The following is a 14,380-nucleotide window of genomic DNA, read 5'->3' as shown; positions in this document are numbered from 1 at the left end:
GATGAGTTCGTTCAGTAATTGGGAATGTCAGGCGCAAGGGAGTTGGATAGGCTGGTCTGTATCCGTCTAGTCAAGCGTTAGAATCCGTTACAGAAAAAAGAGTTGCAATTCCGTGTGAGAATTTGGCTTCCAGCCAAATTCGAAAGGACTGCTGAATCGAGAAATTATCCAAATTTCTCGGTGAATCAGTCCGGTCACGAAATTGCAACTCTTTTTTCTGTTATGGATTCTTGGCGAAGGATACCGGATACAGACCAGCCTATTCAACTCCCTTGCGCCGTACACCTCCCAATTACCAACTAACTAATCTAAATTCCCATCTACTTCTGATTTCTGAACTGCATTGGTGTCATGTTATAAGCTTTCTTAAACATTCGATTAAAATGCTCAACATTCTGGTAACCAACCGACAAGGCAATATTCTCTACCGTCATATTGCTGCTCTTCAAAAGTGCTTTTGCCTTTTTCATTCGAATCTTCTTAACCAGCTCACCAAATGTCATTCCTGACTTCTCTTTGATATATTTAGAAATATATGGTTTGGACAGATAGAATTTTTCTGCCAGATCATCCAAAGTAATGTCAATATAATTGGCCTGAATATAATTCATGATTTCAATCATTCTGGCATCTTTACATGGATCAGCAGATCCCAGTTCTTCTATCTTATTAACAGCTACAATTAATGCCTCAATGGAAGCACGGATAATATCTGCATCAATGCCAACGCCCCAGAAAGTCTTGCCTTTACAGATGATTCCAACATATGCTACTGCCTTAGAAGAAGATCCTTTAGTGAGTGAATGCTCCTCATAAAATGTAAGTTCATAACTAATGTTAAAATACTGCTTAATCGCGTTGCTGACAGCATCCAGACGTCCATTACCATTGGCAGTAATCACTCTACTCTCACCGGCATGATTAATCGTTACTTCTGCAGTGATTCCGTCAACTTGCTTGAAATGGCACTCATCCACATGGAAGATACTCTTCGTATTAATATAATTGTCTGCAAATATCTGATATACCCACTCTGGTGTAAGTTCTTTGTGTGCCTTGTCAGATACATCTTTTACGAGATATCCAACTTCTTCTCTCATCTTCTGTGGCAGATTAATACCATGACTTTGCTTCAGGATATAATTGACACCGCCCTTGCCAGACTGACTATTGATACGAATAACATCAGAATCATACTTTCTTCCAACATCCTGCGGATCAATCGGCAGATATGGAACTGTCCATGTATCACACTGTTTCTCTTCTCTCCAAGTCATACCTTTAGCAATTGCATCTTGATGAGATCCTGAAAATGCTGTAAATACCAAATCTCCAGCATATGGCTGACGCTCATATACATGCATTCTTGTCAAACGCTCATAAGTCTCTCTAATCTTCTGCATATTTGAAAAATCAAGTCCCGGATCCACACCATGAGAATACATATTCATTCCCATTGTAACAATATCTACATTACCGGTACGCTCTCCATTTCCAAATAAAGTACCTTCAATACGGTCAGCTCCTGCCAGAACTCCAAGTTCTGCCGTTGCCACACCACATCCCCTGTCATTGTGAGGGTGTAAACATAAGATAACGTTATCTCTATATTTCAGGTGCTTATTAACATATTCCAGCTGGCAGGCAAATACATGTGGCATTGCATTTTCTACGGTTGTTGGGATATTAATAATTGCTTTATTATCTGCTGTTGGTTTCCATACATCCAGGACTGCATTACACACCTCAACCGCATAATCCACTTCTGTTCCTGGGAAACTTTCCGGACTATACTGAAATGTAAAATTTCCATCCGTCTCAGACGCCAACTTCAGAAGCAATTCTGCTCCATCAATCGCAATCTTCTTGATCTCCTCTTTACTCTTTCTAAATACCTGCTCTCTCTGTGCAACAGATGTAGAATTATATAAATGGATCACTGCATGTGGTGCGCCTTTCACTGCCTCAAATGTCTTCTTAATAATATGTTCTCTTGCCTGAGTCAGTACCTGTACTGTAACATCATCCGGAATCATATTCTTTTCAATCAAGGTTCTCATGAATTGGTATTCCGTCTCAGATGCTGCCGGAAAACCAACTTCAATTTCTTTAAATCCTATTTCCACCAGCATCTGGAAAAATTCCAGCTTCTCATCCAAACTCATTGGTTCAATTAATGCCTGATTTCCATCTCTCAGATCCACACTACACCAAATCGGCGGTTTCTCAATATATTCTTTTTTCACCCAATCATAAGTAACCTCCGGTGGCATAAAATATGTTCTTTCATATTTCTTACAATTTTTCATACAAATACCTCTCCTTCTATGACAATTCGAATAAAATTCATCAATTTAATTGTTTTATTTTAATCATAACCTATCCTAACATATGTCAACAAAAAAGGAAAGTGATGATTTTAATCACTTTCCTTGATGTATTTTAATATTATGTCATTTCATTTTTCTTCATCTGGAATCAGACGAGAATCACTTCTAATTTACCTCCAAAGAACGCTTTTTTGTAATGGTTACTTTCTCTTCATAACATTCAAATATGTCATCCACTTGCTTTTTGTTCATCTTTGGTGTGATCAGACTAACAATCGGTACAATAACCAAACCAACAATCATTGCAATTGCACCTGCATTGATTGGGGATGCAATATAATGCAAGAACATATTGGAAACTGTGATTCCAACACCTGATGCAAAGCTTGCCCATACCGCAGCTTTTGTAACGCCTTTCCAATATAATCCATACATAAATGGTGCCAGAAATGCTCCGGCAAGTGCTCCCCAGGAGATACCCATAAGCTGAGCAATAAAGGTCGGTGGATCCAATGCGATTACTACAGATAATACAATAAAGAATACAACCAATACCTGCATTGTACGTACTTGTTTCTTTTCGTCCATATCTTTCATCACATTACCTTTCAGAAAATCAAGCGTCAATGTAGAACTAGACGTCAGCACCAATGATGCCAGAGTCGACATGGATGCAGATAACACCAATACTACAACAATACCAATCAAAATATCCGGTAGCGTTGACAGCATATATGGAATAATTCCATCGTAGATCATACTTCCGTCTTCTGCATAAATGGTTGGATTATCGAATAATCTTCCAAATCCGCCGAGGAAATAACATCCACCAGAGATGACAACAGCAAATAAAGTGGAAATAACTGTACCTGTGTTGATAGATTTCTCATCTTTGATTGCGTAGAATTTGCCGACCATCTGTGGAAGTCCCCATGTACCAAGCGATGTCAGAATAACAACTCCCAGAAGATTCAGCGGATCTGGTCCAAAGAAAGAAGTAAATGCACCTGGCTGTCCCATCGTAACCGGCACATCACTTGGGATCTCTGCCATCTGACGGATTGCTGCAATAAATCCGCCCTTTCCGCTTAAAACAGCTGCAATAACAGCAATGATACCGCCAAGCATAATAATTCCCTGGATAAAATCATTGATAGCTGTTGCCATATAACCACCAAGAATAACATAAATTCCAGTAAATACAGCCATTACAAGCACACAATATGTATAAGGAATATTAAACGCCATCCCGAATAATCTAGATAATCCATTATATACAGATGCAGTATATGGAACCAGAAAGATAAATACGATTGCTGATGCTGTGATCTTAAGCGCCTTACTGTCAAATCTCACTCCAAAGAAATCCGGCATTGTCTTGGAATTCAAATGTTGCGTCATAACTTTGGTACGTCTTCCTAAGACAACCCATGCCAAAAGACTTCCAATGATTGCATTTCCCAAACCGATCCAAGTGGAAGCAAGACCATATTTCCATCCAAACTGTCCGGCATATCCAACGAATACAACCGCTGAAAAATAAGAAGTTCCATATGCAAATGCCGTAAGCCACGGCCCTACAGAACGTCCTCCTAATACATAACCATCCACACTCGTTGCATGCTTTCTTGAATAAATTCCTACCGAAACCATAACGGCAAAGAAAACAATAAGCAATAACACTTTAATAACCATATGCTTCTCCTCAACTTTCATTCCCTTTTTGTTGCTTTAAACCGCAACACTTTAACGTATTAAAGTTTAACCTGAAAGTAGTTTATCATATAGTCTATTATATGTCAATGAAAGAATGCTCTGTTTATTTCAATTTCTCCACACGTTCCTGAACAGTCTTATTAAAATTCTCTACTTTTCTGCTGTATACACCATTCATATATTTAGAACTCAACATAAAATCTGCCGTTGCCAGATTATTCGCAACCGGAATATCATATACAACCGCAATACGCAGTAATGCTTTTACATCTGGGTCATGTGGCTGAGCTTCCAGTGGATCCCACAAAAAGATCATAAAATCAATCTGCCCTTCTACAATCTTTGCACCAATCTGCTGATCACCTCCAAGGGGACCACTATTATATCCTTTTACTGGAAGTCCTGTCTTCTCAGATATTAATCTTGCAGTCGTTCCTGTTCCACATAAGAAATGTCCTTTTAAGATCTCCTTATTCTTATCACACCACTCTACCAGTTCTTTTTTCTTACCATCATGTGCGACCAATGCAATATGTTTTGCTTTTCCAGTCTCAAATGTTACATAGTTATCATCTAACATATACTACTCTCCTTTCTATGAGTCCTTCCTATCGTACTACATTTTTTCACCATATACAAGAAATTATCATTCTTCTCCCGCTTCTGCATAGTATTTCATAAGAGCCTGCGTTCCAAGATTGCCGTAGCCGGCAGCCTCTAATTCTTCATAGTTTGCAAGCACGAGACTCAACACTTCCAAACTCAGTTCGCTCATATTAGCCTCTGTAAGCGCAAGTTTCATATCCTTTACAAAATGTTTCAGAAAAAAACCTGGTTCATAATCTCCTGCCAGAATCTTTGGCCCGAATATATCTAACTGCTTACTTCCTGCAGCTCCTGTAGATACCGAATCCAGGAATACTTGTGGATCTAATCCTTTTGCTTTTGCATAAGTCAGAGCCTCACAGACACCAGACAAAGTTCCTGCAATCATAATCTGATTAGCAAGTTTGGCATGCTGTCCACATCCTGCATTTCCTTGATAATTTATATTTGTTCCCATTGCCTGGAATAATGGCATACATTTTTCAAAATCCTCTTTCAGACCGCCAACCAATATAGAAAGAGTTCCTGCCTTTGCCCCGGTATCTCCACCAGTAACAGGTGCATCAAGTACGTGATACCCCTTTTCTGTCCCCTCTTTATATATCTTCTCAGCAAGCATCGGACTTGTTGTCGTCATATCAATCAGATATGCTCCTGACTCTGCACTATCCAGAATATTTCCTTCCTCAAAGTATACTTCCTCAACATCCTTTGGAAAGCCTACAATTGTAATTACTGCTTCACAATCTTTTACACAATCCTGAATCGACTCATGGAAATTTGCCCCTTCACTGATTACATCCTTTACCTTTTCTTTATTTCTGGCATAAATATGAAGTTCAAATCCCGCCTTCATGAGATTACGCACCATAGATTTTCCCATAATGCCAACGCCAATAAAACCTATTTTATTCATAATACATTCTCCTTTCTCTATCTCTTTTCTACTATCTCTCCTTGTCTTTTATAGATACTATTTGCCGGCACATAGCCTCTGACACTTGAAAGCGGATAGATATTGGAATGGCTTCCTACCACACTTCCAGGATTCAAAACAGTTCCACATCCAACCTCCACCTCATCGCCAAGCATTGCACCAAATTTCTTGATTCCTGTCTCAATATTCTCTTCTGGTGTTTTAACCACGACCAGTTTTTTATCTGACTTAACATTAGATGTGATAGATCCTGCTCCCATATGAGCTTTATATCCCAAAATGGAATCACCAACATAATTGTAATGAGGGACCTGTACTTTATTGAATAAAATCACATTTTTTAACTCCGTGGAATTACCAACAACAGCACCTTCCCCTACGATAGCATTCCCACGAATAAATGCACAATGTCTTACCTCAGCATTTTTGCCAATAATCGCAGGTCCATGTATGTAAGCTGATTCAAACACTTTGGCAGACTTAGCAATCCACACATCATCACCTATTTTATCATAGTCCTCCTCCGGCAATGTCTCTCCCAACTTTAGAATAAATGCACTGATTTTTGGAAGAACTTCCCAAGGATAGGTCACTCCCTCAAAAATATCTTTTGCAATAGTCTCATCCAACGTATACAATTCCTCTACTGTCAATTCTTTCATATGATTCTAACTCCTTTATTTATTTTACTTTTTATTTGAATATTTTCGCCCTTGATTAGATTTTTTATAAAATTGTGCTGTTTTATCATAACAGGCACGTAACTGATTCTGATTATAAAGCTCTTTAACTCCTTGCGTCCTACTTACAATAAAATGATCCAGTTTACGCATATATTCATCTGGCGTAATCTCGCCTTCTGCAACATAATTCAATCCCTTTTCCCAGCTCGCAGTCAATTCTGGATTTAAAAGAGATTTGATAGAATGATCCACCACATCATAGATCATTTCTCCAAGCATCGTCGGCGTCACAATCTGCGTCTTCTTATTCAAAGCCAGATATTTATTATGGAACAGCTTCTTAAGTATCTCTCCTCGTGTTGCACTGGTTCCAATACCACTTCCCTTAATCTGAGCCCGCAATTCTTCATCTTCAATCAGTTGTCCTGCATTCTCCATGGCCAGGATCAAAGAACCAGAATTATAACGTTTCGGAGGTGAAGTCTTTCCTTCCTTAATATCCAGCGATTGCACTTCTAAAATCATTCCTTTTCGCAAAGATTGTATTTTTTGAAAAAAGGAAGCATCTGTATCTTTTTCCTCATCCTGCCCGTCATCCGATGTAATAGTTTTCTTCTGTCCCGGAATTCCTGCAACCTTTAAGTAACCTTCTTCTGCAAGCACTTTAAAATTTGAAAAAAAGGATTCCTCTTTCATCTTGGTCACAATTGCCACTTTCTGATAAATCGCCGGAGGATAGAATATACTCAGGAATCTCCTTACAATCAAATCATAGACCTGACATGACAGATGAGACAATGTACCTAACACATTCAATCCCTGTCCCGTCGGAATAATCGCATAATGATCTGTAATCTGCTTATCATTCACATAACGAGTTTTTTCTAACCCCTTATGACTTCCCAATGCAACAATATCTTGAAGATATGGCACCACAGGCTGATACTTCATCAGACCATTCAGATTCTTATGAATTTCCTTTGCCACGGCTGTAGACAGCACTCGCGCATCCGTTCTGGGATAAGTCACGAGTTTCTTTTCATATAATTCCTGTACGATTCGAAGTGTCTCATCCGGACTAATCTTAAAACGCTTAGAGCATTCATTCTGTAGCTCTGCCAGATTAAAAAGCAAAGGCGGATTCTTCTTCTCTTTTTTCTTTTCAATGGATACAATCTGACACTGCATAGGTTTCTCATCACTCAAATATGTAATCAGATCCTCTGCTTTTTCCCGTTCTTTAAATCCATTCTCTTTATACAAGTCGAAAGACTCAAACCAACGAGACCCTTTGACCGCTCTCCATTCACCTTCAAAACTTTGTTCCTGATCACCGATAGTACTGAGCACACGATAGAAAGGCGTTTCTACGAATTCCCGAATCTCTCTCTCCCGTCGTACAACCATTCCCAACACACAAGTCATCACTCTTCCCACAGAAATCACAGAATACTTTGTGTTCAAATAATTAGAAATACTGTTGCCATACTTTAATGTCAAAAGGCGGGAAAAATTAATTCCCATCAAATAATCTTCTTTCGCTCTCAAATAAGCTGATGCAGACAGATTGTCATATTCCTTCAGATCTTTTGCTTCCCGAATACCTCTTAAAATCTCTTCTTCTGTCTGAGAATCAATCCAGACACGGCGCCGTTCCTTTCCATGCACTCCTGCCTGCTGCTCCACCAGACGATAGATATATTCTCCCTCTCGTCCGGAGTCAGTACATACATAGATCACGTCAACATCTTCTCGGTTAAGAAGTCCTGCAACAATCTTATATTGCCTGGACACTGCCGGAATGACTTCATATTTAAACTCCTTTGGTATAAAAGGCAGAGTTTCCAAACTCCACCTTTTCAAATTCGGATCATACTCTTCTGGGTAGCTCATTGTTACCAGATGTCCTACACACCAGGTAACAATTGCCTCGTCTGACTCCAGGTATCCGTCTTGTCTTCTAGTCTTTATCTTCAGTGCCTTGGCAAATTCCTGTGCCACACTCGGTTTCTCTGCAATATACAGTGATTTCCCCATAAATCTTATCAAAACTCCTTATCTTTTCAAGAGCCCTTTCAACCATCTGCCCAGTCCATTTTCCTGCTCTGGCGTCTCCTTCTTGGCATGGATTGCCTCTTCCATAAAGACAGCCTGTGAATCAATCATTGGCTCTGATGCTTTCTTCTTTACAAAAGCTCCGTTGCTCTGTAAGATTCTGGCCTTGATATTATCACCAAGCATCACTTTCAGATAATGGTTGATCTGGCTTTTTATATTATCATCCAATACAGGGCAGGCGACTTCTACTCGCTTCTCCGTATTTCTCGTCATCATATCTGCCGAACCAATATATATCTTTTGATTTGCCCCCGTACCAAAACTAAAAATACGCGGATGTTCCAAAAATCTTCCCACCACGCTCATTACTCTCAGATTATCTGTATAGCCTGGTACTCCTGGAAGTATACAGCATATTCCTCTGACAATCAAGTCGACTTTCACACCAGCCTTTGACGCTTCAGAAACCTTACGGATAAAATCTACATCCGTAAGAGAATTCATCTTCATAATAATTCGTCCATTGTTTCCTTTTTTAATCTGCTCATCTATCAAATATAATATTTTCTGCTTCAGACTTGTAGGTGACACGATCAGATAATCATAGTTTCCATTTAGATTACCTATGGACATATTCTTGAAAAATTCAGCAGCATCTCTTCCTATTGCCTGATTTGCAGTCATCAAAGACAGATCTGTATACATAGTCGCAGTTTTCTCGTTATAATTACCAGTTCCAATCTGTGTAATATACTGTATCTCATTACGGTTCCGGTAAGTAATCAGACAGATCTTAGAATGTACCTTATATCCCTCAAATCCATAGATGACCCGACATCCTGCTTCTTCCAGACGCTCCGACCAATCAATATTATTCTGCTCATCAAATCTCGCCCGCAATTCAATCAATACAGTGACTTCTTTTCCATTTTCTGCCGCTGCACACAGATATTCTACCAGACGAGCTTTCTTGGCCAGACGATAAATTGTAATCTTAATCGTCAAAACATTTGGATCCACGGAAGCTTCTTTAATCAATTTCAAGAAAGGATTCATGCTCTCATAAGGATAAAACAAAAGGATATCCCTTTTCTTTACCTGCTTCATCACACTTCCATCCTGCACATGAGCTGAATTCTGCGGAGAAAATGGCGTGTATGTCAAAGACCGTTTCATAGACTCTGGAAGATTTCCTGCAATCGAAAAAATATAATCCAATTTCATTGGCATCTTGGTACGAAAGATCTGTGCCGGTGTAATGTTAAATTTTTCGCAGAAATACTTCTCCATATCCCCAGTCAGTTTCTCGGCGATTTCTAATCGTACAACCGCCATTTTGCGGCGTTTATGAAGAGTCTCTTTCATCAGCAGCCTGAAATCATCATTAACCTCCAGCGCCTCATCATCCGGTGATACATCTGCATTTCTTGTAACACAAATATAATTGGCATCCGACACCTCATACTGTTCAAAGACAAGATTCAAATATTCCATGATTACCTTTTCCATGCGAATATAACGGATATCATGCCCAGGCAAAACCAAAATATCTGATACGAACTGTGGAACCGGAACGATTCCAAGAGTCGTCTTCCCTTTTTCTGATTCCTTATGCTTTAAATTTGCCGTAACATAGATGGCTTTATTTAACAAATGTGGGAACGGATGATTCGCATCCACAATCTGCGGAGACAAAATCGGCAGAACCTGCTCTTTAAAATACTTTTTCACATATTTCTTCTCAGACTGTTCTAATTCTTTAAAATCCAGACCACAAATTCCATACGGCGACAATTGCTTCTTAATCTCCGCATATGTCTTATCCCGTTCTTTATAAAGAGGTGCAACTGCCCCATAAATCTTTTCCAATTGTTCTTTAGGCGTCATACCAGTACGGCTGTCCTTATTATTCGCATCTGTCTGTGCCATATCAAATAAACTTCCGACACGAATCATAAAAAATTCATCCAAATTACTGGTAAATATTGCAACAAATTTCATTCTTTCCAAAAGCGGAACCGTTGGATCCTGTGCTTCCTCCAGGACTCTCTGATCAAACCGAAGCCAGGATAATTCTCTGTTTTGCGTATAATTGTATATCTCTTTGTCCATATCTGCATACCTCGCATTTTTCACTATAACATCTTTTTTTATTTTAACACTTCACCATCACAAAAGGAAGAATGAAATGGGAATTTAGATGAGTGAGTTGGTAATTGAGAGTGTACGGCGCAAGGAAGCTTGGTAGGCTGGTTGCTATCCGTCTATCCAAGCTTCCTTGCGCCTGACATTCTCAAATACTGAACGAACTCATCTGGAGGAATTCCTGGCGCGAAGCGCAATGGGGAGCGATGTTTTATACTATTTATCATTATTTCAATGGAAGAATCAGTTAGTTATTCTGCCAGTTTTTTGACATATCTTTGCTATGATCTTTCCCTCTGCATAACGCGCAGGAATTCTCCCGGATGAGGAAGTTGCGGATTTGGGGGATGTCAGGCGAGAAGATGGATGGGATGGCTGCCATTCGTTGGACAAGCGATAGAATCCGTTATGGGAAAAGAAGCAGATATTTTGTGCGATGATTTGGCCTCAAGCCAAATCTGAAAAGGCTGCTGAGCCTCGAAATCATCAGGATTTCGGGGTGAATCAGCCTGGTCACAAAATATCTGCTTCTTTTCCTGTTATGGATTCTTAGCGAAGGACTCCGCAATGGCAACCATCCCATCCGTCCTCTCGCCGTACACACCCAATTACCAACTAACTAATCTAAATTCCTACTTCGCCTGAATGTATCCTTTGGCTGTCAGGGATTCTGCGCACAGCACTGCTCCGCCTGCTGCACCACGTACGGTGTTGTGAGACAGTCCAATAAACTTATAATCATAGATGCTGTCTTCTCTCAGACGTCCGATAGACACACCCATACCATTCTCATAATCTACATCCATCTTTACCTGTGGGCGATTGTCCTCTTCCAGATACTGGATGAACTGCTTTGGAGCACTTGGGAGCTCTGCTTCCTGTGGAAATCCTTTGAAACTCTCTAATTTTTCGATTAACTGCTCTTTGGTAGGTTTCTTTTCAAAGTTAATGAATACAGCTGCTGTATGTCCATTTAATACCGGGACACGCAGACACTGACAAGTAATCTTTGGTTCTTTTGCCAATGTAATCTGACCGTCTTCTAATGTTCCAAGTACACGGAGTGGTTCCTGCTCACTCTTTTCTTCCTCTCCACCGATATATGGAATAATATTCTCTACCATTTCCGGCCAATCCTTAAACGTCTTGCCTGCACCAGAAATTGCCTGATAAGTGGTTGCAACAACTTCTTTTGGTCCAAATTCCTTCCATGCTGCCAGACAAGGAGTATAGCTTTGGATAGAACAATTTGGTTTTACTGCAATGAATCCGCGTGTTGTTCCAAGGCGTTTTTTCTGTGTCTCGATCAGACCAAAGTGCTCAATATTGATTTCCGGAATTACCATTGGTACATCCGGTGTCCAGCGATGTGCACTGTTATTTGATACGACAGGGGTCTCAGTCTTTGCATATGCTTCTTCAATTGCACGAATTTCATCTTTTGTCATATCTACTGCACTGAACACAAAGTCTACTGTTTCAGCAACCTTCTCTACTTCATTCACATTTAATACAATCAGATTTTTAACAGCCTCCGGCATCGGAGTATCCATTTTCCAGCGTCCTCCTACAGCCTCTTCATAAGTCTTTCCTGCAGAACGTGGACTGGCTGCCACTGTTACAACTTCAAACCAAGGATGATCTTCAAGCAATGAGATAAAACGCTGTCCAACCATTCCTGTTGCTCCTAAAATACCTACTCTTAGTTTCTTTTCCATCTTCACTCTCTCCTTCTCTTAGTATTCATCCATATATTTCTTATATACATCAACCACTTCATCCATTGCACTCTTACCTGGTGCACCAATGGTAATTCGTTTATTTACACAAGTTTCCAGACTAATTGCATCATAGATATCTTCCTCAAATACAGGAGATATCTTTTTATATTCTTCCAGCGGAAGCTCATCCAACGCAATCTTTTTCTCCAGGCACAATAATACCAGCTGCCCAACGATTCCGTGTGCATCTCTAAACGCAACTCCATGGTTTACCAGATAATCAGCAGCGTCCGTTGCATTGGTAAATCCATGTCTTGCGCTGTCTTTCATCCGTTCCTTATTAAACTGCATCGTCCGAAGCATTCCTGTAAACAAAGTCAGGCAGCCCTTAGCAGTATCAATTGCGTCAAAAGCCCATTCCTTATCCTCTTGCATATCCTTATTGTATGCAAGCGGAATCCCCTTCATCGTTGTAAGCAATGCATTCAATGCTCCGTATACTCTGCCCGTCTTACCACGGACAAGCTCTGCAATATCCGGATTCTTTTTCTGTGGCATGATACTACTTCCAGTGCTGTAAGCATCATCAATCTCAACAAATTTATATTCATTGGAATTCCAGATAATCACTTCTTCCGAGAACCTACTTAAATGCATCATAATAATAGATAATGCGGATAATAGTTCTAACAAATAATCCCTGTCAGAAACACCATCCATACTATTGAGCGTCGGTCCATCAAAGCCTAACAAGCTTGCAGTATATTCCCGATCCAGAGGATATGTCGTTCCAGCCAATGCCCCCGACCCCAACGGACACGTATTCATACGCTTATAGATATCTCTCAGCCGTTCATGGTCTCTTTTGAACATTTCAAAATAAGCACCCATATGATGCGCCAGTGTAATCGGCTGTGCTTTCTGAAGATGTGTAAATCCCGGCATATATGTATCTGTATTTTCTTCCATAATTGCAAGAATTGCATGTAACAATTCTTTCACCAGACTGTCCAGGAGATGAACCTCATCTCTTGTATAAAGTTTCATATCTAAAGCCACCTGATCATTCCGGCTTCTTCCGGTATGCAGCTTCTTACCCGGTTCCCCGATCCGATCGATCAATGTTGCTTCAACAAAACTATGAATATCCTCATATTTCTCCGAGATATCAAGCTTTCCATTCTCTACATCACTTAAGATTCCTTCCAGGCCTGCGATGATCTGCTCTTTCTCATTATCTGTTAGAATCCCCTGCTTTGCAAGCATCATGACGTGCGCAATACTGCCCTTGATATCCTGCGCATAGAATCTCTTATCAAATGAAATCGAAGCATTAAAATTATATACTAACTGATCCGTTTCTTTTGTAAAACGTCCACCCCATAACTGTGCCATATGGATTTCTCTTCCTTTCGTAAAAATATACTGTAAACGATTTTATCATATTTTTGCATAAAATCAAATGATTTCGTACTTTTTTGTATTTTCATAAATGAATTGCCACTATTATACTCAACGGTTTTCTTCCCGAATAGAAAACTCACATCCACAATAATTCTGTCTATAAAGACCATATACTTTTGATAATTCAATTGAACGTTTATATCCATTCCTCTTTTTAAAATCAGACTGCAGATAAGAAACGCCGTATTCTTCTGCAAGTCTCATTCCAATCTCATTTAACCGTTCTGCGTTCTTCATCGGACTAATACTCAAAGTCGTTGTAAAATAATCAAAAGCTCCTTGACTGGCAATCTCAGCTGTCTCTCTCAATCTCAATTCATAGCATTTCATGCAGCGTACTCCGCCTTCTTTCATATGTTCCATTCCCTCAGCCATCTGATAAAAACGCTCTTTATCGTATTGCCCCGCTATGAAAGAAACCGGATATCTGGTCCTCATCTTCTCAATCAGCGTCTGCTGCTCCAGAATCCGTTTTGTATATTCACTCTCTGGGAAAATATTAGGATTGTAATAAAATACTGTAATTTCGAAAAAATCACTCAAATATTCCAACACATAACTGCTGCATGGAGCACAACAGCTATGCAATAACAAGCGCGGTACCTTCTCTTCTCTCTCCAGACGCTGAATTGTTTTTTCCAGTTCTTTCTGATAATTCATAGGAATCCTTTCTCCTTATAGTAGACCGTGGTATTATACTTTTGCATTATAGCTTTTTCC

10 protein-coding genes are annotated in these 14,380 nt (G+C 39.7%); all 10 read right to left on the bottom strand.

The annotated features are described in order from the left end of the window. Positions 1–320: 320 nt before the first annotated feature. Positions 321–2,309 (bottom strand): 2-isopropylmalate synthase, encoded by a 1,989-nt coding sequence (locus JQM81_RS10415; RefSeq protein WP_235233527.1) that lies wholly within the window; start codon positions 2,307–2,309, stop codon positions 321–323. Positions 2,310–2,495: 186 nt separating this feature from the next. Further along, positions 2,496–4,025 carry a sodium:solute symporter family protein gene (locus JQM81_RS10410; RefSeq protein ID WP_235233526.1) on the bottom strand — a complete coding sequence of 510 codons (1,530 nt, stop codon included), beginning with the start codon at positions 4,023–4,025 and terminating at the stop codon, positions 2,496–2,498. 124 nt (positions 4,026–4,149) lie between these two features. Beyond that, positions 4,150–4,626 carry a methylglyoxal synthase gene (locus JQM81_RS10405; protein WP_235233525.1) on the bottom strand — a complete coding sequence of 159 codons (477 nt, stop codon included), beginning with the start codon at positions 4,624–4,626 and terminating at the stop codon, positions 4,150–4,152. Positions 4,627–4,692: 66 nt separating this feature from the next. Beyond that, positions 4,693–5,568 carry an NAD(P)-dependent oxidoreductase gene (locus tag JQM81_RS10400; protein WP_235233524.1) on the bottom strand — a complete coding sequence of 292 codons (876 nt, stop codon included), beginning with the start codon at positions 5,566–5,568 and terminating at the stop codon, positions 4,693–4,695. A 17-nt stretch (positions 5,569–5,585) separates the two neighbouring features. Next, positions 5,586–6,251, bottom strand: coding sequence for a UDP-N-acetylglucosamine pyrophosphorylase (locus JQM81_RS10395; RefSeq protein ID WP_235233523.1), 666 nt, complete (start codon positions 6,249–6,251; stop codon positions 5,586–5,588). A 24-nt stretch (positions 6,252–6,275) separates the two neighbouring features. Continuing rightward, complete coding sequence (locus tag JQM81_RS10390) at positions 6,276–8,309, bottom strand: DNA topoisomerase (protein WP_235233522.1); 2,034 nt, start codon at positions 8,307–8,309, stop codon at positions 6,276–6,278. Between the two features lie 18 nt (positions 8,310–8,327). Further along, positions 8,328–10,442: a polyphosphate kinase 1 gene (ppk1, locus tag JQM81_RS10385; RefSeq protein WP_235233521.1), complete on the bottom strand. Its 2,115-nt coding sequence runs from the start codon at positions 10,440–10,442 to the stop codon at positions 8,328–8,330. A 665-nt stretch (positions 10,443–11,107) separates the two neighbouring features. Further along, positions 11,108–12,193 (bottom strand): aspartate-semialdehyde dehydrogenase, encoded by a 1,086-nt coding sequence (gene asd / locus JQM81_RS10380; protein ID WP_235233519.1) that lies wholly within the window; start codon positions 12,191–12,193, stop codon positions 11,108–11,110. A gap of 18 nt (positions 12,194–12,211) precedes the next feature. Then, a complete protein-coding gene (argH, locus tag JQM81_RS10375) occupies positions 12,212–13,591 on the bottom strand; it encodes an argininosuccinate lyase (protein ID WP_235233517.1) in 1,380 nt (459 codons plus the stop codon). A 117-nt stretch (positions 13,592–13,708) separates the two neighbouring features. Beyond that, the gene (locus tag JQM81_RS10370; RefSeq protein ID WP_235233516.1) at positions 13,709–14,320 is read right to left on the bottom strand and encodes an epoxyqueuosine reductase QueH; all 612 of its coding nucleotides are present in this window, start codon (positions 14,318–14,320) and stop codon (positions 13,709–13,711) included. Positions 14,321–14,380: the final 60 nt, after the last annotated feature.

The organism is Faecalicatena contorta (genome assembly GCF_021531895.1).
Lineage (GTDB): Bacteria > Bacillota > Clostridia > Lachnospirales > Lachnospiraceae > JAFBIX01.
The sequence above is the reverse complement of the archived record's forward strand: the minus strand, read 5'-3'. Positions and strand labels throughout refer to the sequence as shown.

What these genes read in the sequence shown, in the direction of transcription:
- JQM81_RS10415 (WP_235233527.1), bottom strand. Translation starts at nt 2,309, where the DNA reads ATGAAAAATTGTAAGAAATATGAAAGAACATATTTTATGCCACCGGAG.
- JQM81_RS10410 (WP_235233526.1), bottom strand. Translation starts at nt 4,025, where the DNA reads ATGGTTATTAAAGTGTTATTGCTTATTGTTTTCTTTGCCGTTATGGTT.
- JQM81_RS10405 (WP_235233525.1), bottom strand. Translation starts at nt 4,626, where the DNA reads ATGTTAGATGATAACTATGTAACATTTGAGACTGGAAAAGCAAAACAT.
- JQM81_RS10400 (WP_235233524.1), bottom strand. Translation starts at nt 5,568, where the DNA reads ATGAATAAAATAGGTTTTATTGGCGTTGGCATTATGGGAAAATCTATG.
- JQM81_RS10395 (WP_235233523.1), bottom strand. Translation starts at nt 6,251, where the DNA reads ATGAAAGAATTGACAGTAGAGGAATTGTATACGTTGGATGAGACTATT.
- JQM81_RS10390 (WP_235233522.1), bottom strand. Translation starts at nt 8,309, where the DNA reads ATGGGGAAATCACTGTATATTGCAGAGAAACCGAGTGTGGCACAGGAA.
- ppk1 (WP_235233521.1), bottom strand. Translation starts at nt 10,442, where the DNA reads ATGGACAAAGAGATATACAATTATACGCAAAACAGAGAATTATCCTGG.
- asd (WP_235233519.1), bottom strand. Translation starts at nt 12,193, where the DNA reads ATGGAAAAGAAACTAAGAGTAGGTATTTTAGGAGCAACAGGAATGGTT.
- argH (WP_235233517.1), bottom strand. Translation starts at nt 13,591, where the DNA reads ATGGCACAGTTATGGGGTGGACGTTTTACAAAAGAAACGGATCAGTTA.
- JQM81_RS10370 (WP_235233516.1), bottom strand. Translation starts at nt 14,320, where the DNA reads ATGAATTATCAGAAAGAACTGGAAAAAACAATTCAGCGTCTGGAGAGA.